Here is a 24,279-nt window from a genome sequence, read left to right on the forward strand (position 1 = left end):
AACCCTGTAATCCAGTCGCATAACGCGACTGGTTATCTCTCAGATTTTGATAATAACGTCACGACGCAACAGGTCTAATAATTGGGCTATCAAATTTGTTACTAATTGTTCGCCGTCTAAGTGTATTTCCGGATTCACTGGTGCTTCATAGACTGAGTCAATTCCGGTGAAGTTACGCAGCTCGCCCGCACGGGCTTTTTTGTATAAACCTTTCGGATCGCGCGCTTCGCAGATAGAAAGTGGAGTATCAACAAACACTTCGATAAACCGCCCTTCTCCAACACGGTCGCGCACCATTTGCCGTTCCGCACGATGTGGCGAAATAAATGCGGTTAGCACCACCAGCCCGGCATCGACCATTAAATTGGCGACTTCGCCAACACGACGAATGTTTTCTTTACGATCGGCATCGCTAAAACCCAAATCGCTACACAAACCGTGACGCACATTGTCGCCATCAAGTAAGTATGTGCTCACACCAAGCTGATGGAGCGCTTCTTCAAGCGCTCCGGCAACAGTCGATTTGCCCGAGCCCGAAAGCCCGGTAAACCACAGCACCGCGCCCCGGTTCTGGTGTAGTTTTTCACGCTGCTCAACCGTGACCGGATGGGCGTGCCAGACGACGTTTTCGTCGTGCTCAGCCATTATTTGCCTCCCAGCAAATCGCGTGCACCCCAGTGTGGGAAGTGGCGACGCACCAGCGCATTCAATTCCAGCTCAAACGCGCTAAACGCTGACGGCTCCTGATACACCTCTTCTTGCGGCTCACGCACCATGCCAGCGCCAACCGTCACGTTGGTCAGACGGTCGATGAAAATCAACCCGCCAGTGACCGGGTTTTCCTGGTACTTATCCAACACCAGCGGTTCATCAAAGGTTAAGTCGACCAGGCCAATACCGTTCAGCGGCAGGCTTTCCACCAGACGCTGTGTCAGGCTGTTAATTTCGACCTGGTAGTGAATGTTGTCGACACGCGCACGGGTTTTCTTGCCGGCGACTTTGATGTCATAGCTTTGCCCCGGCACCAGCGGTTGTTCAGCCATCCACACCACATCGACTTTCGCCGTTTGTACCGCAGGCTGCGTGTCATTTGCATCAACCAGCAGGTCGCCACGGCTGATATCAATTTCATCTTTCAGCACCAGCGTAATGGCTTCGCCCGCAGCAGCTTGTTGCAAATCTCCATCAAAAGTGACGATTCGCGCAATGGCTGACTCAACGCCCGATGGCAGAACTTTAACGCGTTGCCCAACTTTCACGATACCCGATGCCAGGGTTCCGGCATAACCACGGAAATCCAGATTTGGGCGGTTCACGTACTGCACCGGGAAACGCATCGGCTGTTGCTCAACGATACGCTTCACTTCAACCGTTTCCAGAAGCTCCAGCAGCGTTGGGCCGGTGTACCACGGCATGTTCGAACTTTGCGTGGCAACGTTGTCACCTTCCAGTGCTGAAAGCGGTACAAAACGAATATCCAGATCCGCAGGAAGCTGCTCGGCAAAGGTCAGGTAATCTTGTTTGATCTGCTCGAAAGTCTCTTCGCTAAAGCTCACCAGATCCATTTTGTTAACCGCAACGACCAGATGCTTGATCCCCAAAAGCGTAGAGATAAAACTGTGGCGGCGCGTTTGATCCAACACGCTCTTACGCGCATCGATCAATAAGATCGCCAGATCGCAAGTCGAGGCACCGGTCGCCATATTGCGGGTGTACTGCTCATGCCCCGGGGTATCAGCAATAATGAATTTACGTTTTTCGGTGGAGAAATAACGGTAAGCCACATCGATGGTAATGCCCTGCTCACGCTCGGCTTGCAGACCATCCACCAGCAATGCCAGATCCAGTTTCTCGCCCTGCGTACCGTGGCGTTTGCTGTCGGTATGCAGCGAAGAAAGTTGATCTTCATAAATCTGGCGCGTGTCATGTAGCAAGCGACCAATTAGCGTACTTTTACCATCATCCACACTGCCGCAGGTCAGAAAGCGCAGCAGGCTTTTATTTTGTTGTGCGTGCAGATAGGCTTCAACGCCGCCTTCATCAGCAATTTGTTGTGCAATAGTGGTGTTCATCTGGCGGCTCCTTAGAAATAACCCTGGCGTTTTTTAAGCTCCATGGAGCCTGCCTGGTCGCGGTCAATTGCCCGCCCTTGACGTTCACTGGTGGTCGAAACCAGCATCTCTTCGATGATTTCCGGCAATGTCTGCGCTTCGGATTCAACGGCGCCGGTCAGTGGCCAGCAGCCGAGGGTACGGAAGCGCACCATTTTCTGCTCAATCACTTCACCTGGCTGTAAATCGATGCGGTCATCGTCAACCATCAGCAACATGCCATCGCGCTCCAGCACAGGACGCGGTGCTGCCAGATACAACGGAACGATTTCAATATTTTCCAGGAAGATGTACTGCCAGATATCCAGCTCGGTCCAGTTAGAAAGCGGGAACACGCGAATGCTCTCACCTTTATTAATCTGGCCGTTGTAGTTGTGCCACAGTTCAGGGCGCTGGTTTTTTGGGTCCCAGCGATGGAAACGGTCACGGAACGAATAGATACGTTCTTTAGCACGGGATTTTTCTTCATCACGACGCGCGCCACCAAAAGCGGCATCAAAACCGTATTTACTTAGCGCCTGCTTCAGACCCTCAGTTTTCATGATGTCAGTATGTTTAGCGCTGCCATGCACGAATGGGTTGATGCCCATCGCCACCCCTTCCGGGTTTTTATGCACTAACAGCTCAAAACCGTAGTTCTTCGCGGTACGGTCACGGAAGTCGTACATCTCACGGAATTTCCAGCCGGTATCCACGTGCAGCAGCGGGAAAGGAAGCGTGCCTGGGTAGAAGGCTTTACGGGCCAAATGCAACATCACCGAGGAGTCTTTACCGATGGAATACATCATCACCGGATTGGCAAATTCGGCGGCGACCTCACGGATGATATGGATGCTTTCCGCCTCCAACTGCCGCAAGTGTGTAAGTCGTTTCTGGTCCATAAACTTCCCTTAGCCGAGGTTTAGTACGGAGGGTCATAGAACCTCCGTTTAAAAATTCATTAGGGGACTATACGGCTGAGGATTATTTGTAATGAAATTACGAATTGGAATGAGTAGTTCCACAAAGGAATAACGCCATGGCAATGCAAATAACAAAATGTGCTGAACCATCGATTTAACGTGGCTTTCAGAGCAATTGAAATTGTGTAACGTCCGTCACAGTTTCATACTACGCGTGCAAAAAATTTTCCTGGTTGAAGGACCTCCACTATGTTTTCCGCAATGCGCCACTCGCTAACCAGCCTGGCGTTAAGCATTTGCTGTACCTTGCCCGCTGTTGCCAACACAACGCCAATGGGCAAAATTGCCAGTCAACAAACACGCCACATTGCTACGGTATTCCCAGGACGCATGACCGGTAGCCCCTCGGAAATGCTGGCCGCAGACTACATCAAGCAGCAATTTAGCCAGCTTGGTTACCAAAGCGATATTCGCCGCTTTAACACTCGTTATTTGTACACCACCAAAGATGGCCATCAGAGCTGGCATAACGTCAGTGCAAGCTCTGTCATTGCCGCACGAGAAGGAATTGAGCCGCAGCAAATCATTATCATGGCGCACCTCGATACCTATTCACCCCTCAGTGATAACGATGTAAATAACAATCTTGGTGGTTTAACGCTGCAAGGTGTTGATGACAATGCTTCAGGGCTGGGCGTTATGCTTGAGCTTGCAACGCGCCTGAAAGATATTCCAACGCGCTATGGCATCCGTTTTATCGCCACCAGTGGTGAAGAAATTGGCAAACTAGGTGCGGAAGATGTTCTTAAGCGCATGTCGGCTAGCGAGAAGAAAAATACATTGCTGGTGATTAATCTCGATAATCTGATTGTCGGCGATAAACTCTATTTCAATAGCGGTAAATCAACACCAACAGCGGTCAGTAAACTGACGCGCGATCGTGCATTAAAACTGGCGCGCCAGTTAAATGTTAAAGCCGCGACTAATCCAGGACTAAATGCCAAATATCCGAAAGGAACCGGTTGTTGTAACGATGCCGATGTGTTTGATGAAGCCGGCATTCCCGTGCTTTCTGTTGAAGCAACTAACTGGTCATTGGGCAAGAAAGATGGTTATCAGCAACGAGCGAAAAGCAAAGCCTTCCCGGATGGAACCAGTTGGCATAATGGCTTAATCGATAACCAACAGTATCTGGATAAGTGGCTACCAACGCGCATCGAGAAACGCAGCCATGATGTGGTGCGAGTGATGCTGCCACTGGTAAAAGAGCTGGCAAAAGCGAAGCAATAACCCTGCAAATCTAAACTGGCCGGATCGATAAAGCCGGCCATTTAGTATGACTAATAAAAACACAATTATGTGACCTTCTCGACTCATTTCGACTTTAATTCTGGACACAACCCGGTACCCGAAACTTAAATAGTCATACTAATAAGTGTCAGAGAGAAGGCTATGTCCACCTGGTCCCCGCTATTTATTGATTACGACGATGCCGCAGCGCTACGTATACATTTGACGCGCAATACTCTGCTGGGCGAAACCTTGCGCCTCCAGCAGCAGCAAGTTGAGCAATGGCTGAATGCACCGCTGTGTGTTCCCGGGCATGGGGAAGGCGGCGGGCCGGAACACACACAGCACAAACTGAATTACCAGATGATGAATCTTGCGGGGCGTATGTGGCTCATTACTCAGGATGCGCGGTACAAAGAACGGGTGATTCAGATTCTCTGCATCTATGCCGATCGCTACCCGCAGTTGGGTGATGCCATTAGCCACGACACAAATCCGCCAGGGCGTTTATTCCACCAGACGCTTAACGAACATATGTTTTTGCTCTATGCCGCTGAAGCCTGGCATTGTGTAAAAACTGAATCGACCGCTGAACAAATCCAACATATTGAAAGCAATTTGCTGCGTCTGATGGCGTACGACGCCACGCATACTCACGCTGCAACCTTCGATATTGTGCATAACCATGGGATGTGGTCGGTCGCGGCAGTCGCGATTTGCGGGTACGTGTTAGGTGATGATGAATGGGTGCTGGATTCGCTGTATGGCCTGGCGCGAGATAGTAAAACTGGCGGCTTCTTCGCGCAGCTTAACCAACTATTTTCATGCGACGGTTACTATATAGAAGGGCTTTATTACCAGCGCTTTGCTCTGCGCCCTCTCCTGCTGCTCGCCGAAGCCATCTCCCGCCGCCAGCCTGAACTGAATATCTGGGAATATAACCATCGTATTATTCAACGCGCTTGTTACACCTTGTTTGCGCTGGCCTTCCCCGACGGTACGCTTCCGGCTTTAAATGACGCGTCAAAAACGATGGACTTACGCGATGAAGGTGCCGTTATCGCCGTCAGCCTGTGCTGGCAGCATTACGGAGCGGATGCCCGTCTGGCTGAGTTGGCCCGCTGGCAGTCATGCGTCTGGCCGGGGCTCGGGGCTTTATCACTTTGCAAACATCTGGAAAATTCGCCAGCTCAATCTTTACCATGGCCAAGCCAGTTAGTTCGTGATGGCCAGGACGGTGAGCGTGGGGCGATCGGCGTGTTGCGGGCGCGGGATAATCAGCAAGATGACAATATGGCACTGCTGTACTGGGGCGGTCACGGCAATATTGCCGGAATGCATTCGGCGTTAAACCACGGTCATTTCGACGGCTTGCACCTGAGCCTGTTTAATCGTGGTCGCGAGTTTTTACGCGATTACGGTTTCGGTCGCTGGGTCAATATCGAATCAAAATTTGGCGGGCGCTACATTCCCGAAAACAATAGCTACTGTAAACAAACCGTCGCCCACAACACGGTGGTGGTAGATGAAGGCTGTCAGCATAATTTCGATAAAAACCAGGCCGCTTTGCACCACGGTGAAACGCACTTCTTTATCACCGATAACCCACACGGCCAGGGGATGAGCGCTCGCAGCCACGATGGCTGGCCCGGCGTCAGCCAGCAGCGCACGGTGTTATTACTCAATGTGCCGCAGTGCGAAAAGCCATTGGTGCTCGATCTTTTCAGTCTAAGCAGCAGCGATAAACATCAATATGATTATTGCCTGCACGGGCGTGGACAACTGATCAACACCTCGCTACCAATGAATTATTCGAGGTCATGGCAGCCATTAGGCGATCGGCACGGCTATCAGCATTTATGGGATTGCGCCCGTAGCCCGGTTCCTGAAGGTGAAAGTGGGCAACTGACCTGGCTTGATGGCGATACTTTTTACACCGCAACGGGCGCGTTGCCCCAGGGCGGCGAGCTGATTATTGCTCAGACCGGTGCTGGCGATCCGCAGTTCAATTTACGTGTTGAACCTGCTTGGTTATGGCGTACTCATGGCGACAACGTGGTATTTGTCACCACTATTGAAAGCCACGGCTATTTTGATGAAGCCAGCGAAACCTCACGCAATGCGCGCGGGCAGGTAAAACGTGTCGAAGTGCTTGAGCATGAACAGAATGCCCAAACCAAAGTCGCGGTCTATTTTGTGCAAGGCGAAGCGCTGGAAATCATCGTCGATAACCGCCCAGGATTTGGGCAGTTTTCGGTGCAGCTTGATGTATGACAGGGGTTTACAGGCGGTGCTTACTGGCGGTCATTAATGCCAGCGATGCAGCATAGGCGGCTTCACCGTCGCCAATCATAATCGCGCGATAAATGCGGTGATGGTCTTCCAGACACATGCCGCCTTCTTTCGACGAATGGCTAATAAACCACTTAAACACGGTGGTCAGTACATTGCCAAACGGGGCATAGAAGCAATTTCCCGAAGCCAGGAAAATAGCACGATGGAAGCGCGTATCCACATCAACCCAGCGATCGGGATCGAACTCTTTCGCCACGGCGCACATTTCTTCATGCACTCGAGAAAGCTCTATACGCTGCTCGCTGGTGGCATTCAACGCGGCAAGGCGTGTCGCATGCGGCTCAATAACGCGGCGGAACTCGAGAAACTGGTGATACATCTCCAGCGTCCCTTCCATGCCATTCATCCACTCGAGCAACTGAACATCCAGGATATTCCAGTTATTACGCGGGCGAACACGGGTTCCCACTTTCGGGCGAGATTCAAGCATCCCTTTCGATGACACAAGTTTGAGCGCCTCACGCAATGCCGTACGGCTCACGCCGAGCTGTTCGCAAAGTTCCACTTCGCTGGGCAAAATATCCCCCGGCAAAAGTTGCCCGGAAAGAATCTTGCGGGCGATGTCGCTGGCAATAAGTCCATCCAGACCGCGTTGCGTAGTAGCAATGGTTGTGAATTGCATGCTTTTGTCATACCTGAAAAAGGGAAGGAAATTAGTGTATCACTAAACCATGTAGCCAAAATAATTCGAGTTGCAGTCAGCACCGCTGCAACCCGAAGTATGACAGATACCTTTAAGGGGCCATCTGGCCGCCATTTACATCTAAAATCTGGCCGGTAATGTAGCCGCTCATTTTATGAGATGCAAAGAACAGGAAACTTGGAGCCACCTCTTCACTGCGCCCAAAACGCCCCATCGCTATCGACCCGGCAATCTTGTCACGCAGTTCCTGCGGTTTATCTTCATGGAACGCGGTATCAATGGTGCCCGGCGAAACAATGTTGAAGCGAATATTATCTTTGGTGAATTCTTTCACCCAGTTGCGATGAATGTCGTGCAACCAGGCTTTTGACGCCGCGTAAATTCCTGCGCCAATGCCACCACCTTCACGCCCTGCAATCGAACCGGTGCTGATTACCGAGGCGGTTTCACCACTGATTTTTGCCGATTCTCGCAGATGAGGAATCGCATATTTGGTCATCATTAATGCCGAGCGTGCGTTCAAGTCCATGACGCGGTCGTAGAAGTCATCGTCGATGCTCTCAAGACCTGCGCGCCCACCTAATCCCCCCGCGTTATTGATAAGCACATCGAGGCCACCAAATTGTTCGACAAAAGCGCTGACCAATTGCTGACAGGCACCTGACTGGGATAAATCAGCCGGGAAATAGCAAACTTCGCCACCTAAACTGCGAAGTCTGGCAAGCTGCGGTTCCATCTCCTGCGCGGAGCGGCGGCCATTAATACCCACTTTTGCGCCGCAGCGTAAAAATGCCTCTGCTGCTGCCAAACCTACGCCTGCCGAAGCGCCAGTCACTAATACACGTTTATTCCGTAAATCAGAAAACATCGGATCACCTCTATTTGTCATTTAGTATTACAAATACTACCAACCCGTTCGGGCTAAGCAAAAGAAAAGCGCCCGGGAAAAGGCGCTTTTGCGAGTTAAAGCATATGTTTCGCTTGCTGCGGGGAATTCTGCCCCACGCGGCAACTCAGGCGTAGCAAATACCCCACGAGGAATATCGATGCGGCACATCCCAGGAACAATAATCGCCCCCACAGCGGGTTTGGAATCAGCACCATCAGCACCATTCCGCCGCTCATCAGCATGGTAATAAAGCCGATTTTTTCGCGTTGCAAGCGGTCAAACGCGCTCTGCTGATCGTCTTCCACCACTTCGGTTTCAATATTCTTGAAGAAGGTTTCAATCTGCTGCTGCTCTTTCACGGAATATGACGTTTCGCGATAGAACAGTTTGGTGCAGATAAAGAAACCACCCGTGAGAACCAGATGCGCAACGATATTAATGATGACGTTGATTTCGCTCAGTTCGCGTTTGGTAAACTCAATTCCCAGCAACTGGCCGAGTGCTTTCGAGGTCAACACATCCATACACATCCACGATACAAAGATGCCGAATACCACTGTTCCCCACGCGGCCCAGCGCGGAGTGCGCTTGATAAACATGCCGAAGAACAGCGGCACCAGGAGTGGAGCCTGAGCAAGTGTTGAAACCGACATCATCAGGTCAAACAAACTCATGCCTTCAAGATGACTGAAGAACAGCGAAACAATAATCACCAGCAAGCCGTTCACAATGCAGAACATTTTCCCGGCAAACAACTCCGCACGATCACTGATCTTTTTATTACGGCAAACCACCGGCACCCAGAAACTGCGCACGAAAATACCGCTGTTACGATTCAAAGCCGGGTCCATTGTCGACATGGTTGCGGCAAATAAACCGGCAACTAGCAAACCAACGGTTCCCGCTGGCATTGCCCGTTCAACAAAGCTCAAATAAATAGTGTCCGAGGCTTTATTTCCGAGTGCGGCATATTGCGCAGTGGCATCCGGGTACAGGCTGGCAGAAACCCACGGTGGAATAAACCAAATCAGCGTTCCTACAGCCATTAATATCATGGCAAAGAAAGCGGCCTTTTGGGCATTCTTTGAGTCTTTCGCATTCAGGAAACGGTAAGAGTCCTGCATGTTATTTATATTTTGTAGCTGTTTTACAATAAAGAAGATAACTGAGCCTAATATCACCACTCCGTAATTCATATTCGGCCCCATAATAAAGCCGGATGGGAAGTGAGTGACCATATTTACCGGGCCGCCAACATTGACTAATGCAACAATGGCACAGGCAACAGAAATAATCGCAACAATTAAGGTTTGCACAAAGTCTGAAGCAACCACGCCCCAGGCTCCGCTTAATAACGAAATCATTAACACCACAATACCGGTAACCCAAATCGTGACCGAAAGATCCCAGTCAAAAACGGTGCTAACAAATATCGCCAGCGCATTCATCATTACCGCGCCGCTCAGAATACTCAGTGGGATAATCACCCATGTGAAGAAGTGTTCGTTCTGCGAACCAAAGCGATGACGAATCACTTCAGTGGCCGTGTCTACCCGCACCTGGCGGAAACGTTTTGCAAACCATAGCCAGGATATTCCGTATGCGATGGTATTGCCGAGGAATATTGCTGCCACCATAAAGCCATCGCTAAACGCTTTCCCGGCGGCTCCGGTAAATGTCCAGGCGCTAAACTGCGTCATAAACGCCGTCGCCCCCACCATCCACCACAACATGCGCCCACCGCCACGGAAATAATCACTGGAGGATTTACTGGCCATTTTTTTAAATATAAAACTGATCAACACCATTAAGATGAAATAACCACAGATTACAGCGGTATCATAGATCATAATCGTACCCTTAGGTCAGAGGATTACCAGTTCCAGAGCGTTCCGTCTTCGAGGCGGCTAACAGGAAGATAAGATCTGACATAGAGGTAATTACCCATGGCGGCTTCATCTATATCTATTCCCAAACCAGGTTTATCAGAAACAAATAGCATTCCATCCTTGAGGGGCAATTCGTATTTAAAGATGCTGTTTAATTCTGGTGTGCCAAAACCAACAAATTCCTGGATACCAAAATTAGGTGACCAACTATTAAGATGCAAATGGGCCATTGTGGATATGGGTGATAAATCCGGTGCACCATGCGGTGCCATACGCACGTGATAAAGGTCGGCAAATGCACTGAGCTTACGCATCGGTGTTATTCCCCCGCCATGTGAAACTGCGGTGCGTATATAATCTATCGATTGCGTTTCGATTAACTCTTTTGCATCCCAGATGGTATTAAATGTTTCACCCACGGCCAGCGGCGTCGTGGTGTGCTGGCGAATAATTTGATAACCAGCCGGGTTTTCTGCCGTGACGGTGTCTTCTAAAAACAGCAAATCATACGGCTCCAGCAGTTTCCCTAGCCGTGCCGCTTCTATTGGTGTCAGACGACTATGTACATCATGCAATAAATCAATGCCGTAACCGAAACGTTCGCGAGCCGCTTTGAACAACTCAGGTATAAAATTCATGTATTTGCGCGTAGACCACGCCTGTTCCGGCGGCAACGGGCGATTGCCCTGCAACTCATAGTAATTTTTCTTCCCTTCCAGTGTGCCATAAGTGCCTTTGGTGGATGGAATCGCACATTGCAGACGAATGGCTTTGTAGCCCTGTTCAATAAAATTCGCCGTGTTATCCAGCACTTCATCGATGCTTTCGCCGTTGGCATGAACATACACCGTCACGCCCTGACGGCTTTTTCCACCCAGCAGTTGCCAGACCGGTAGCCCCGCGTGTTTGCCCAGAATGTCCCACAACGCCATGTCGATTGCGCCGATCGCCGTCATCGTCACCGGGCCTTTACGCCAGTACGCACCGCGATAAAGGTACTGCCAGATATCTTCGATATTGCGCGGATCTTTGCCGATAAGACACGGAGCAATGTGCTCTTCCAGATACGCTGCAACGGCCATTTCCCTGCCATTCAGTGTGGCGTCACCCACACCATAAATCCCTTCGTCCGTTTCAATTTTTACCGTAACAAAATTTCGTCCAGGCCGGCTCACCAGCACTTTTATACGTTCGATCTTCATAGCAACTCTCGTAGGGTTGAGAAAAGACAGGGGGAGTAAATTATTGCATTTGTCGTACTATAGTATTTATAAACTGACTATTGTGTGAACAATGTCGTAATTTTTAAGTTACCAGACGAGGGGTTATTTGTTGCCAGATAGTAAATATTAGCAGTATTTATGAAAACGCCTGAAATAAATATCACTAACACATTGATTATATTGTGTTATATTTAAAGTGATAACAATGATGAATTTGCAGTTACGAGGGGGACTGTGAAATATCACGAATCTATTAGTATGACTAATAAAAATAAAGACGCGTTCTAATCATAAAAAAGCCCATCGGCTTTGCGCGACAGGCTTCGGGATTATTGTGCTTTCGTGTGTTACTCGTGCAAACCGCACTCGCGCTTCAAACCAAAGAAACGCGTTTCTTCTTCTGCCATACCCTCTTCCCACTTACGCGTGGTGTGAGTGTCGCCGACAGAAAGGTAGCCCTGATCCCACAGCGGGTGGTATTTCAGGCCATTGGCGGTGAGGTATTGGTAAACCTGGCGGTTGTCCCAGTCGATGATTGGCAGGATTTTAAAGACTTCGCGTTGAATCGCCAGCACCGGTAAATTGGCACGGCTGCCAGATTGCTCGCGGCGCAGGCCAGCAAACCACGTTTGGCCGCCCAACTCGCGCAGCGCACGGTTCATCGGCTCAACTTTGTTGATGTCATTGTATTTCTCAATGCCTTCAACGCCCTGCTCCCACAGCTTGCCGTAACGCGCTTCCTGCCACGCCGCACTTTCCTTCGCGCTGAACACTTTCAGATTGAGCTTCAGCTTATCCGTCAGCTCATCAATAAACTGGTAGGTTTCCGGGAACAAATAACCGGTATCGGTGAGGATCACAGGGATATCCGGGAATTGTTGCGTCACCAGATGCAAAGAGACCGCAGCCTGAATACCAAAACTTGAGGAGAGCACAAACTCCCCCGGCAGGTTTTCCAGCGACCAGGTGACACGCTGCTGCGCCGTGAGCTTTTCGAGCTGGCTGTTGACCTCGCCCAGCGCCATTATGCGCTCAACTTTCGGCAGTTCATTCAACGCTTTTAGATCGAGTACCGACATACGTGCCTCGCTAGTTGCTTGATATCATAGTGGACGGCCCCTGCGGCCAATCCACCCTACAACGGTCTTTAGTTGGTCGGAGAAGCGTTAGTGTCATCCGACTTTATAATGGCTAGTCCCACAAATCCCGGGCCGGGTCCAGCACCGGGCGAATAATCCCCGCGCGGATGGTGAAATCACCGAAGCCTTCGTCCGCTTCGCGCTCTTTCGACCAACGCCCAACCAGTTCATCAATAGATGCCAGAATTTCTGGCTCAGTGATGTTCTCACGATACATACGCGGAATACGCGTACCGATACGGTTACCGCCGATGTGCAGGTTGTAGCGCCCAGGTGCTTTGCCCACCAGGCCGATTTCAGCCAACAGCGCACGGCCACAACCGTTCGGGCAGCCGGTAACACGCGTGACGATGTGTTCATCCGGCACGTTGTGTTTTTCCAGCACTTCTTCAACTTTAGTCACAAACTGCGGCAGGAAGCGTTCAGCTTCGGCCATTGCCAGCGGGCAAGTCGGGAAGGAAACGCAGGCCATCGAGTTTTCACGCTGTGGTTTCACCGCATTCATCAGGCCGCTTTCTTTGGCGATCTTCTCGATCGCTGCTTTTTCACTTGCTGGCACACCCGCCACGATCAAATTCTGGTTTGCCGTCAGGCGGAAATCGCCTTTGTGGATCTTGGCGATCTCCATCAAGCCAGTTTTCAGTGGGCGCCCCGGGTAATCCAGGATCCGGCCATTTTCGATAAACAGCGTCAGGTGCCATTTGTCGTCAATGCCTTTTACCCAACCAATACGATCGCCACGCCCGGTAAATTCGTACGGGCGCGTCGGCTCGAATGTAATACCCGCACGGCGTTCAACTTCCGCTTTAAACACGTCAACACCAACGCGCTCAAGGGTGTATTTGGTTTTGGCATTTTTACGGTCAGTACGGTTGCCCCAGTCACGCTGCGTGGTGACAACAGCTTCCGCCACCGCCAGTGTGTGCTCAAGCGGAATGTAGCCAAACTCGCTCGCGGTACGGGCATACGTTGCTTTGTTACCATGTTCGATAGACAAGCCACCCCCCACCAGCAGGTTGAAGCCCACCAGCTTGCCGTCTTTCGCAATGGCGATGAAGTTCATGTCGTTGGCATGAAGATCGACATCGTTCTGCGGCGGTACAACAACTGTGGTTTTAAACTTACGTGGCAAATAGGTAGCACCGAGGATCGGCTCTTCGTCGGTCGTCGCGACTTTCTCTTGATCCCACCAGATCTCTGCATATGCGCGAGTACGTGGCAGCAAATGTTCAGAGAGCTTCTTCGCCCACTCGTAGGCTTCCTGGTGCAGTTCAGACTCCACCGGGTTCGAGGTACACAACACGTTGCGGTTCACGTCGTTGGCGGTTGCCAGTGCGTCCAGCCCAACTTCGTGCAGCATTTCATGTGCCGGTTTTACGTTCTTTTTCAGAATGCCGTGGAACTGGAAAGTCTGGCGGTTGGTCAGGCGAATGCTGCCGTAGATGGTTTTGTCTTCGGCAAACTTATCAATCGCACGCCATTGCTCGGTGGTAATAATCCCCCCCGGCAGACGGCAACGCAGCATCATCGCGTGACGCGGCTCAAGCTTTTGCTCCGCACGCTCAGCACGAATGTCACGGTCATCCTGCTGATACATTCCGTGGAAGCGGATCAGCAAAAAGTTGTCGCCGCGGAAGCCGCCGGTCAGACCATCCTGTAAATCTTCCTGGATAGTGCCACGCAGAAAGTTACTTTCGCGTTTCAGACGCTCAGCATCAGTTAACTTGCCTTCGACCACTAATGGTCCTGGGTGTTTTTCGCTCATTAGTAGACATCTCGCTGATAACGGCGCTCAACGCGCAGCTCACTTAAAAATTCATCTGCCGTTTCGGTATCCATGCCACCGAACTCAGCTACCACTTCCAGTAATGCCTGCTCAACGTCTTTTGCCATGCGATTTGCATCGCCGCAGACGTAAATGTGGGCACCTTCATTAATCCAGTTCCACAGTTCCGCGCCTTTTTCGCGCAGTTTATCTTGTACGTATATTTTGTGTTCCTGGTCACGCGACCAGGCGAGATCAATGTTGGTTAGCAGGCCGTCTTTGACGTAACGCTGCCATTCAACCTGATACAAGAAATCATCAGTAAAGTGCGGGTTGCCGAAGAACAACCAGTTTTTACCACCTGCGCCGTCGTTTTCACGCTGTTGCATGAACGAACGGAACGGGGCAATACCAGTGCCTGGGCCAATCATAATCACCGGGGTTTCCGGGTTAGCTGGCAGTCGGAAGTTATCGTTGTGCTCGATGAACACGCGTACTTCGCCATCTTCTTCAAGGCGATCAGCCAGGAAACCAGAAGCGCCTCCGGTACGGGCCCGGCCTTCAATGCCGTAACGCACTACGCCAACGGTAATGTGCACTTCGTTTTCAGCTTCGGCCTGAGATGATGCAATGGAGTACAGACGTGGCGTCAATGGGCGCAGCAATTCAACTAGCTGCTCAGCGGTTAATTCTGCTGGTGCGTAACGCACCATATCGACAATCGGTGTGTTATGAGCAAAATGTTGCAGCTTCGCTTTATCACCCGCCAAATCCAGCAGCGCTGCATTGCGGGTAATCTGCGCGTATTTCTCAACAATGTTTGCCGTGTTGACAGTCAGCTCGAAATGCCACTCCAGCGCTTCAGTAAGCGGCAGCGTTTTACCGTCAACAGTGACGCTTTCATCGCCTTTTAGCCACAGCAATTCAACCAGCTCTTTCACCAGTACAGGATCGTTTTGATACCAGACACCCAACGCATCACCTGGCTGGTAACGCAGACCTGAATCACCTAAATCAATTTCAAAATGGCGCACGTCTTTTTCAGAGTCACGACCGGTGATTTTCTGGTTAACCGCAAGCGTTGCGGTCAGCGGCGCTTCTTTGGTGTACGGGCTTGATAATACTTCGTTGACCACGCCCGTTGCGGTGACCGCTGCTTGTGCTGGCGTTTCTGCCGGCACACGAGATTTCAGGACGTCGACAATTTTTGCACGCCACTCACTGGCTGCTGGCTGGAACTCTACGTCACAATCCACGCGGTCCAACAGGCGCTCACCACCGAGTTCCGCCAGTTTGTTATCAAAGTCTTTACCTGACTGGCAGAAGAATTCGTAGGACGTGTCGCCCAGGCTGAATACTGCAAATGCAGTGCCAGGCAGTTTTGGTGCTTTTTTCGAAAACAGGAATTTGTGCAACGCCACCGCTTCTTCAGGCGGTTCGCCCTCACCTTGCGTTGAAGTCACGACAACCAGCAGTTTTTCCTGGGCAATTTGTTTGAATTTATAGTCGCCCGCGTTAACCAGGTTAACGTTCAGTTTTGCTGCCAGTAAATCGTCACGCAGTTGTTCGCTCACGCGACGCGCATTACCGGTTTGCGATGCAGAAATCAGGGTAATAACCGGAACGTCTGCTGCCGGTGGCTGAGCCGTGGTAACAGCACCCGGTTGTTGATTAATCATCCCCCAGAAATAGCCGGATAACCAGGCCAGTTGCGTCTGCGAGAAATCGGTTGTCGCCGCCTGAAGGCGTGCCAGTTGCTCCGGGGTTAGCGGCAGCAAAGCGGTCGGTGGGGCCTGAGTCGTCATGCGTTTTGGGTTCCAGTAGCAAAGGTCCGTTTTCAAGAATAAACGGCAATAAGGTAAGGTTAACCAGAGCGATAGTAACAATTAAAGAAGGGATAGAAATAACAAATAACCAAAATGACTAACCGCTTTTACGGGTAATCCATAACGTTAAAAGTGGTTAATTAATCCTTTGATTTATATCAATTTAAATTAGTAAACATGACTAAATAGAACCTTTAACCAATGATGATAGTTTTAGTTAATGCTTAAAATAGTGGATTCCGGTACTATGCGGCGGTTTTTCGTCCTATTGAGATAGTAATAATGACCACCACTCTGTTTAAAGATTTTACCTTCGAAGCCGCTCACCACCTGCCGCATGTGCCAGAAGGCCACAAGTGCGGTCGCCTGCATGGCCACTCCTTTATGGTGCGTCTGGAAATCACTGGCGAGGTTGATCCTTATACCGGCTGGATCATGGATTTTTCTGAGCTGAAGGCGGCATTTAAACCGACTTATGACAGACTGGATCATTATTATCTGAATGATATTCCTGGGCTTGAGAACCCAACCAGCGAAGTGCTGGCAAAATGGATTTGGGATGAGATGAAGCCGATTGTGCCACTGCTCAGTTCAGTGATGGTAAAAGAAACCTGTACCGCCGGTTGCGTGTATAAGGGCTAAAAGAAAGGCACCCAAGGATGCCTTTCTTGTTTTAAGCGATATTCAAATACTTATGTGTCTGCATCGAAAGCCGCCAGTTGCGGGCAATGCACGTTTCAATACACAGGCGCGTCGCATCTTCTTTCTGGCTGATTGGCTGTAGCGCGATAATGCGCTTTTTATCATCTATCAGTGTCGCTAACAGTTCATCCAGCGCTTCAATGTCACGCATACGCCCTACCGGATGTTTAATTTCATCCGCGCGTTCCAGCGCCTGAGAAAGCACATCGTAACCGCCGCGCATGTTCACTTTTGGGGAGACTGTGACCCAGGTGCCTGCGGTACAGCGCACTTCGTGGGTGCCGCTGGTTTCAATCTGGCAGCTATAGCCGTGGTGCTCAAAGAGCGAGGTCAGTGGCGTGAGATCGTGAATACAAGGTTCGCCACCGGTAATCACTACATGGCGGGCGGTATAGTCCTGGCGTTGGAAAATCGCCAGCAGATCTTCGGCACTGGCATTGCCCCATTTATCGCTTTCTTTGGTTTTAGCCAGAATGCTGAACAGAGAGACTTCACGATCCGCGAGTTTATCCCAGGTGTGTTTGGTATCGCACCACGCGCAACCCACTGGGCAGCCTTGTAGGCGAATAAAAATGGCGGGCACACCAGTAAAATAGCCCTCCCCTTGCAGGGTCTGGAACATCTCGTTAATCGGATACTGCATAGTCTTCTCAGATAATAGGTGTAAAGAGTAATTATCGCAGAAGTGACGGCTGAGATCATGCGTAACGCGGCTGCTGCGGCATATGTTCCATAACCATCCCTAAAAAATACCTGATAATGCCTATAAAACATGGTTATCATCACAACAATCCCCCTTGTTTTGCCTCTATGCCACACGGCTTGATCATCGTCATGTTCCCATTCACCAGACACTTTTAGCATCGCTCCAGCCATTTTTCTGATGGGCTCACAGGTGCACGATGCCTGGCGCCACGTTAATTATGATTCTGGAGTGACCCATGGATTTAAAACAGTATCTTCAAGAACTAAAAAAAGTAGTCAACATCGACTGTGGAACAGCAACTATTGATGGCGTAGAAGAAGTCAGCAGAATTATTCAGCACTGGTATCAGAACGAGAATTGGCAATGCGACAGAGTCTCACTCGGTGAAAAAGTTGGGCCAGGGTTATTCGCAACCAACAAACCCAATGCTGATCGGTATGACGTGCTGCTCGTCGGGCATATGGATACAGTGTTCCCGGTCGGCACCGTGGCTGAGCGCCCTTTCCGCATTGAAGGAAACCGTGCATACGGCCCTGGCGTATCCGATATGAAAAGCGGGCTGCTGAATATTCTCTGGGCGTTGCGCGAAATGGATAAGGCGACTCTGGAGCGGTTATCCATTGGCGTGGCAATGAACCCGGATGAAGAAACCGGCTCCGCTCACTCCCATCACTGGATTTGCGAACTGGCAAAACGTAGCCGGTATGTATTGGTGTGTGAAGCCGCCAGGGCTGATGGTTCGCTGGTGAAAGCACGCAAAGGCATTGCAGGTTATAAACTCACATTTAAGGGTGTGGCGTCACATGCGGGCAATGATCCGGAATCTGGTCGCTCTGCTATAAAAGCTCTGGCGCGCGCCGTTCTGGAAATCAGTGACCTGGCAGATATGTCAAAAGGCACCACTATCAACGTCGGTGTGATTTCTGGCGGTGTCGTGGCGAATATCGTACCGGAACACGCGGAGATGATTGTCGATGTCCGCTTCCAGGACAACGATGAATATGCGCGAGTCCATGCTGCAATCCAGGCTTATAGCCAGCGGGAATTCGAGCGCGATGTGAAAACCGCTGTTAAACAGCAAGCGCATAAACCAGCCATGTCACCAACCGCAGATACTGAAAAGTTAATGCAACTTGTTGAACAGGCTGGTGTTGCCGAAGGCATCAACGTGCGCTGGAAATCTGTGGGTGGTGGTTCCGATGCTAACCATACCGCAGCGTTGGGCATTCCTTCACTGGACGGTTTCGGCCCGATTGGCGCGGGGTTCCACAGCGCTTCGGAATACCTGGAAATAGACAGTATCGAGCCACGCATTCGGCTGCTTAAACGCGTGATTCAGTCGCTATAAAATCAAATGGCCGGGGAAACCCGGCCATATTCAGTTTACCCGGCAACGCTTACTTCTTCGTTTTAAAATCAATCACCATACGGCCTTTGATTTTACCCTCTTCCATTTCCTTGAAGATCGCATTGATATCTTCAAGCGGGCGCATCGTCACTTTCGGCACAACTTTGCCTTCGGCAGCAAACTGGAAGGCTTCAGCCAGATCCATGCGAGTTCCAACTAATGAACCAACTACTTCGATGCCATCAAGCACCAGACGCGGAATGTTGAGACTCATGGACTCTGAAGGCAGCCCAACGGCAACAATGCGAGCACCGGCACGAACCGCATCTACCGCCGAGTTGAACGCCGCTTTTGCTACGGCGGTGACTACAGCCGCATGTGCGCCACCTACTTTTTCCTGAATAACTTTTGCCGCATCTTCATTGCGCGAATTGATGACTAAATCTGCTCCGCACTCTTTCGCGAAATCCAGTTGTGCATCGTTCACGTCGATTGCGATAACTTTGGCATTAAAAACGTTCTTCGCATATTGCAGCGCGAGGTTGCCAAGGCCACCCAGGCCGTAAATCGCAATCCACTGACCAGGCTGAATATGGGAAACTTTCACCGCTTTGTAAGTGGTGACGCCCGCACAAGTCACGCTGCTGGCTGCGGCAGATTCGAGGCCGTCGGGTACTTTTACCGCATAGTCAGCAACAACGATGCACTCTTCGGCCATACCGCCATCTGCGGTATACCCTGCGTTTGTTACGCTACGACACAGCGTTTCGTTACCGGTATTACAATATTCGCAATTACCGCATCCACGGAAGAACCAGGCGACACTTGCGCGGTCCCCCACTTTTAACGAAGTAACACCTGGGCCGATAGATTTCACTAACCCGATACCTTCGTGACCCAACGTAATGCCAGTCACATCACCAAAGTCACCATTTTTCACATGCAAATCGGTGTGACAAACACCGCAACACTCCATCGTCAGTAATGCCTCGCCGTACTCAAGCGGGCGTACGGGCTTATCTATGATGCCGACAGAGTGGTCTTTGTTAACAACTGCAGCTTTCATGACGGTCTCCTGACCTGTGAGTGAAATAACCCACTAATCCTGGTCGAGAGCACAGGCAACCGCAAACTGCATTCCCGGTTTATGCGAGGGTGACTCAGGTTTGGCGAATAAAGGGCACAAAAAAACCCGCCGAAGCGGGTTTTTTAATCAGAATTTAAAGCAGTAACGAATTACTGACCTTTAACTTCTTTCAGACCGTTGAACGGAGCTGGTGTGCCCGCAGCAGCCAAAGCTTCTTCGATACGAATCAGCTGGTTGTACTTAGCAACACGGTCAGAACGGCTCATAGAACCAGTTTTGATCTGGCCTGCAGCAGTACCAACAGCCAGGTCAGCGATGGTAGCGTCTTCAGTTTCGCCTGAACGGTGAGAGATAACTGCAGTGTAGCCAGCATCTTTCGCCATTTTGATCGCAGCCAGAGTTTCGGTCAGAGAACCGATCTGGTTGAATTTGATCAGAATGGAGTTAGCGATACCGTTGTCGATACCTCTTTTCAGGATTTTGGTGTTAGTAACGAACAGGTCGTCACCAACCAGCTGAAGTTTGTCGCCCATAACTTTAGTCTGGTATGCGAAACCATCCCAATCAGACTCGTCCAGACCGTCTTCGATAGAAACGATTGGGTACTGTTTGGTCAGGTCTTCCAGGAAGTGGGTGAATTCTTCAGAGGTGAAAGCTTTGTTGCCTTCGCCAGCCAGAACGTATTTACCGTCTTTGTAGAATTCAGAAGCAGCACAGTCCATAGCCAGAGTAACGTCTTTACCCAGCTCGTAGCCTGCCGCTTTAACCGCTTCAGCGATTACAGCCAGTGCTTCAGCGTTGGAACCCAGGTTTGGCGCATAGCCACCTTCGTCACCAACAGCAGTACCCATACCTTTAGATTTCAGAACTTTAGCCAGGGTGTGGAACACTTCAGAACCCATACGGATGGCTTCTTTCAGAGTTTTAGCACCAACTGGTTGAATCATGAACTCTTGGATATCAACGTTGTTGTCTGCGTGCTCGCCACCGTTGATGATGTTCATCATTGGCAGAGGCATAGAGAACTTGCCTGGGGTGCCGTTCAGTTCAGCGATGTGTGCGTACAGCGGCAGGCCTTTAGAGGCAGCAGCAGCTTTAGCAGCAGCAAGAGAAACAGCCAGGATTGCGTTAGCGCCGAAGTTGGATTTGTTTTCGGTACCGTCCAGGTCGATCATGATCTTATCGATGTTAGCCTGGTCTTTCGCATCTTTACCAATTACAGCCGCAGCGATCGGGCCGTTAACTGCAGCAACGGCTTTCAGAACGCCTTTGCCCAGGAAGCGAGATTTGTCGCCATCGCGCAGTTCCAGCGCTTCGCGGGAACCAGTTGAAGCACCTGATGGTGCAGCAGCCATACCTACGAAACCGCCTTCCAGATGAACTTCAGCTTCAACAGTCGGGTTACCACGGGAGTCGATGATTTCACGACCGATGACTTTAACGATTTTGGACATTAGATTTTCCTCAGTACAAGTTAAACTAAAACTCCAGACAAACAACGCGCGAAACATTCGCGCGTTGTCGTTCTAACTTTCTGCTTACTTCGCCTGACGCTTCTGGTACTCACCGGCAGCTTTGACAAAGCCTGCGAACAGTGGGTGCCCATCACGCGGAGTAGAAGTAAATTCCGGGTGGAACTGGCAAGCAACAAACCAAGGATGATTTGGCACTTCGATGATTTCTACCAGTTGCTCATCACCGGAACGGCCCGCAACGCGCAGACCTGCTGTTTCAATTTGCTTCAACAACATGTTGTTGACTTCATAACGATGGCGATGGCGCTCAGTAATGGTCGGCTCACCGTACATCTGGCGCACCAGACTACCATCGGTCAACTGACACTGCTGGCCACCAAGACGCATGGTGCCGCCTAAGTCGCTCTTTTCAGTACGAACTTCAACGTTACCTTCTTCGTCACGCCACTCGGTGATTAAGGCGACCACCGGGTATTTACAGTCTGGCACAAATTCAGTTGAGTTGGCGTTAGCCATGCCTGCAACGTTCCGTGCGAACTCAATCAGCGCAACCTGCATACCTAAGCAAATGCCCAGATATGGAATGTTCTGCTCACGAGCATAGCGCGCGGTGGCGATTTTGCCTTCCACACCACGGTAACCGAAACCGCCTGGGATAAGGATAGCATCCAATCCCTTCAGCACTTCTTCAGCACCGCGAGTTTCAACATCCTGCGAGTCAATCAGCTTGATGTTAACGGTAAGACGGTTTTTCAAACCACCGTGTTTCAGCGCTTCAATCACAGATTTGTAGGCATCTGGCAGTTCAATGTACTTGCCAACCATACCAATCGTGACTTCGCTTGTCGGATTCGCTTCTTCATAAATAACTTGTTCCCATTCGGACAAGTTAGCTTCAGGAACGTTCAAGCTGAATCGTTTACAAATATAATCGTCCAGCCCCTGTGATTTCAACAGGCCTGGAATTTTATAGATGGAATCAACGTCTTTTAGAGAAATAACCGCTTTCTCCGGCACGTTACAGAATAATGCAATTTTTGCACGCTCGTTAGCCGGAACAACGCGGTCTGAACGGCAAATCAGCACATCTGGCTGAATACCGATAGAAAGCAGTTCTTTTACGGAGTGTTGGGTCGGTTTAGTTTTCACTTCACCGGCAGCAGCCAAATATGGCACCAGAGTCAGGTGCATATACAGCGTGTGCTCACGACCCACTTCTACCGCCATCTGACGAATCGCTTCGAGGAACGGCAGGGATTCGATATCACCTACAGTACCGCCGATTTCAACCAGCACGACATCGTAGCCTTCGCCACCTTCAAGGATGCGTTCTTTGATAGCGTTCGTGATATGCGGAATAACCTGGACGGTCGCACCCAGATAGTCGCCACGGCGCTCTTTACGCAGAACTTCTGAGTAAATACGGCCAGTGGTGAAGTTGTTACGACGCGTCATTTTGTTGCGAATGAAACGCTCGTAGTGACCTAAATCCAGGTCGGTTTCAGCGCCGTCTTCTGTAACGAACACTTCCCCATGTTGAATAGGGCTCATGGTACCCGGATCGACGTTGATATACGGATCGAGTTTCATGATGGATACGTTGAGGCCACGGGCTTCGAGAATAGCTGCGAGGGAGGCTGCGGCAATGCCTTTACCCAGAGAGGAAACGACCCCGCCGGTCACAAAAATATAGTTCGTTGTCATGCTGAACCTGAGAAGTTAGGTTTAAAGACGATGGGAGTACCAGGACGGGAAAGTAGTATACCCGAACAGTATCGGCGCCACAAACTTTCATTCTGTCTGCTAAGCCCTGACCTCGCACTTTGTCAGGGCACTGAAAATAGCCCGTCTGGTAGAAATGTTTTTGACTCAAATCAAGAGCTTGTTAAATCGAAATGGCCATAAAATGCGCTTGACCACAAAAACGTGTTAGATATCAGTTTCCTGGCGTTTAACTTCTTGCCAGACTTCTTCCATGATTTCCAGGTCAACTCCGGTCATTGTCAGGCCTCTGGCGGCAATAATCTCTTCCACCTGGCGGAAACGGCGCTCGAATTTGATATTGGCTTTCTGTAAAGCTGTCTCGGCTTTGGTCCCTAAATGGCGTGCAAGATTGACGGTCGCGAACAATAAATCACCGACTTCTTCTTCCAGTTTGGCTTCATCAACGACGACCTGTTTAGCTTCAAACATCACTTCGTCGATCTCCTCATAGACTTTGTCTAAAACCGGGCCAAGCGTGGTCCAGTCGAAACCAACAGTTGAGCAACGTTTCTGGATTTTATGCGCACGCATTAACGCAGGCAGCGCGTGAGGAATATCATCGAGTGCGGAATGTTGTGCTTTTTCAGCACGCTCATCACTTTTGATTTGTTCCCAACGCTCCAGCACTTCGGTGCTGTTTCCTGCGGTACCGTCTGCAAAAATATGCGGGTGACGGCGTTCGAGTTTATCGCTGATGGCTTTACAGATATCGTCGAAATTAAAGCGCCCTTCTTCCTGCGCCATTTGTGCGTAAAAGACGACCTGGAACAGCAAGTCACCCAGCTCACCGCGCAAATCATCAAAATCTTCGCGGTTGATGGCGTCAAGCACTTCGTAAGTTTCTTCCAGGGTATACGGCGCGATGGTGGCGAAGGTTTGCTCTTTGTCCCACGGGCAACCTGTTTCCGGGTCACGCAGGCGCTTCATGATGCCGAGAAGGCGGGTAATTTGAGAGGACATATCGGCTCTATTTTTTGTCAAATTTGTGGCTATCTATAGCAAAAATTGAGGTCGAATTTCAATGAAATTACTCTTTCCACGTTTTTTTAGGTTGAGTCAAAATGTTAAAAAAAAGAGGAAGAATCATGCCATGAATCCATACAAAAAAAGTTGAGATATACATAATCCAGTCGTCATTTAAATATAAGTTCAGATTTGATAGTAA

General features: G+C 50.3%; 19 protein-coding genes. 4 read left to right on the forward strand and 15 right to left on the reverse strand.

Features of this window, described 5'->3' with window-relative positions; genetic code table 11:
* Positions 1–39: 39 nt before the first annotated feature.
* Genes cysC through cysD form a run of 3 tightly spaced genes read right to left on the reverse strand, consistent with a single transcriptional unit; the run spans position 40 to position 2,992 of the window.
* Positions 40–645, reverse strand: a complete 606-nt coding sequence (cysC, locus tag M977_RS06515) for an adenylyl-sulfate kinase (RefSeq protein WP_064513320.1) — start codon at positions 643–645, stop codon at positions 40–42.
* Positions 645–2,072: a sulfate adenylyltransferase subunit CysN gene (gene cysN, locus M977_RS06520; protein ID WP_064513322.1), complete on the reverse strand. Its 1,428-nt coding sequence runs from the start codon at positions 2,070–2,072 to the stop codon at positions 645–647. Before cysN ends, cysC begins: the two co-directional genes overlap by 1 nt.
* An 11-nt stretch (positions 2,073–2,083) precedes the next feature.
* Positions 2,084–2,992, reverse strand: a complete 909-nt coding sequence (cysD, locus tag M977_RS06525) for a sulfate adenylyltransferase subunit CysD (RefSeq protein ID WP_034497961.1) — start codon at positions 2,990–2,992, stop codon at positions 2,084–2,086.
* A 270-nt stretch (positions 2,993–3,262) separates the two neighbouring features.
* Between cysD and M977_RS06530 the strand changes: the two genes are divergently transcribed.
* Both M977_RS06530 and M977_RS06535 read left to right on the forward strand, forming a co-directional pair.
* On the forward strand, positions 3,263–4,303 hold the full coding sequence (locus M977_RS06530) for an aminopeptidase (protein ID WP_064513324.1): 1,041 nt from the start codon (positions 3,263–3,265) through the stop codon (positions 4,301–4,303).
* A gap of 162 nt (positions 4,304–4,465) precedes the next feature.
* Positions 4,466–6,577 carry a heparinase II/III domain-containing protein gene (locus tag M977_RS06535; RefSeq protein ID WP_064513326.1) on the forward strand — a complete coding sequence of 704 codons (2,112 nt, stop codon included), beginning with the start codon at positions 4,466–4,468 and terminating at the stop codon, positions 6,575–6,577.
* Between the two features lie 7 nt (positions 6,578–6,584).
* On the opposite strand, the gene M977_RS06540 is transcribed toward M977_RS06535, so the two are convergent.
* From M977_RS06540 to cysJ, 7 genes are all read right to left on the reverse strand, one after another.
* Positions 6,585–7,280, reverse strand: coding sequence for a FadR/GntR family transcriptional regulator (locus M977_RS06540; RefSeq protein ID WP_064513328.1), 696 nt, complete (start codon positions 7,278–7,280; stop codon positions 6,585–6,587).
* A 112-nt stretch (positions 7,281–7,392) separates the two neighbouring features.
* Entirely contained in the window at positions 7,393–8,169 is a 777-nt protein-coding gene (locus tag M977_RS06545; RefSeq protein WP_064513330.1) for an SDR family NAD(P)-dependent oxidoreductase, read from the reverse strand.
* 95 nt (positions 8,170–8,264) lie between these two features.
* On the reverse strand, positions 8,265–10,040 hold the full coding sequence (locus tag M977_RS06550; protein ID WP_064513332.1) for a sodium:solute symporter family transporter: 1,776 nt from the start codon (positions 10,038–10,040) through the stop codon (positions 8,265–8,267).
* Positions 10,041–10,063: 23 nt separating this feature from the next.
* Entirely contained in the window at positions 10,064–11,281 is a 1,218-nt protein-coding gene (manD, locus tag M977_RS06555) for a D-mannonate dehydratase ManD (RefSeq protein ID WP_064513334.1), read from the reverse strand.
* Between the two features lie 368 nt (positions 11,282–11,649).
* Entirely contained in the window at positions 11,650–12,381 is a 732-nt protein-coding gene (gene cysH, locus M977_RS06560) for a phosphoadenosine phosphosulfate reductase (RefSeq protein WP_064513335.1), read from the reverse strand.
* A gap of 112 nt (positions 12,382–12,493) precedes the next feature.
* A complete protein-coding gene (cysI, locus tag M977_RS06565; RefSeq protein ID WP_064513337.1) occupies positions 12,494–14,206 on the reverse strand; it encodes an assimilatory sulfite reductase (NADPH) hemoprotein subunit in 1,713 nt (570 codons plus the stop codon).
* Positions 14,206–16,011: an NADPH-dependent assimilatory sulfite reductase flavoprotein subunit gene (gene cysJ, locus M977_RS06570; RefSeq protein ID WP_064513339.1), complete on the reverse strand. Its 1,806-nt coding sequence runs from the start codon at positions 16,009–16,011 to the stop codon at positions 14,206–14,208. Before cysJ ends, cysI begins: the two co-directional genes overlap by 1 nt.
* Positions 16,012–16,311: 300 nt before the next feature.
* Here cysJ and queD point away from each other — a divergent pair, with 300 nt between their 5' ends.
* A complete protein-coding gene (queD, locus tag M977_RS06575) occupies positions 16,312–16,674 on the forward strand; it encodes a 6-carboxytetrahydropterin synthase QueD (RefSeq protein WP_208326137.1) in 363 nt (120 codons plus the stop codon).
* Positions 16,675–16,705: 31 nt separating this feature from the next.
* Here the strand turns inward: queD and queE are convergent, their stop codons facing one another.
* Positions 16,706–17,377: a 7-carboxy-7-deazaguanine synthase QueE gene (gene queE, locus M977_RS06580; protein WP_064513343.1), complete on the reverse strand. Its 672-nt coding sequence runs from the start codon at positions 17,375–17,377 to the stop codon at positions 16,706–16,708.
* A gap of 298 nt (positions 17,378–17,675) precedes the next feature.
* Here queE and M977_RS06585 point away from each other — a divergent pair, with 298 nt between their 5' ends.
* Positions 17,676–18,788 carry a M20 family metallopeptidase gene (locus tag M977_RS06585; RefSeq protein WP_064513344.1) on the forward strand — a complete coding sequence of 371 codons (1,113 nt, stop codon included), beginning with the start codon at positions 17,676–17,678 and terminating at the stop codon, positions 18,786–18,788.
* Positions 18,789–18,837: 49 nt separating this feature from the next.
* Here the strand turns inward: M977_RS06585 and adhP are convergent, their stop codons facing one another.
* The 4 genes from adhP to mazG all read right to left on the reverse strand — a co-directional run bounded on the left by adhP (position 18,838) and on the right by mazG (position 24,074).
* The gene (adhP, locus tag M977_RS06590; protein WP_064513346.1) at positions 18,838–19,854 is read right to left on the reverse strand and encodes an alcohol dehydrogenase AdhP; all 1,017 of its coding nucleotides are present in this window, start codon (positions 19,852–19,854) and stop codon (positions 18,838–18,840) included.
* Between the two features lie 170 nt (positions 19,855–20,024).
* On the reverse strand, positions 20,025–21,329 hold the full coding sequence (gene eno, locus M977_RS06595; RefSeq protein WP_034497984.1) for a phosphopyruvate hydratase: 1,305 nt from the start codon (positions 21,327–21,329) through the stop codon (positions 20,025–20,027).
* Positions 21,330–21,413: 84 nt separating this feature from the next.
* Positions 21,414–23,054, reverse strand: a complete 1,641-nt coding sequence (pyrG, locus tag M977_RS06600; protein WP_064513348.1) for a glutamine hydrolyzing CTP synthase — start codon at positions 23,052–23,054, stop codon at positions 21,414–21,416.
* 225 nt (positions 23,055–23,279) lie between these two features.
* Complete coding sequence (gene mazG / locus M977_RS06605) at positions 23,280–24,074, reverse strand: nucleoside triphosphate pyrophosphohydrolase (RefSeq protein WP_064513350.1); 795 nt, start codon at positions 24,072–24,074, stop codon at positions 23,280–23,282.
* Positions 24,075–24,279: the final 205 nt, after the last annotated feature.

This window comes from Buttiauxella gaviniae ATCC 51604, from assembly GCF_001654835.1.
Taxonomy (GTDB): domain Bacteria; phylum Pseudomonadota; class Gammaproteobacteria; order Enterobacterales; family Enterobacteriaceae; genus Buttiauxella; species Buttiauxella gaviniae.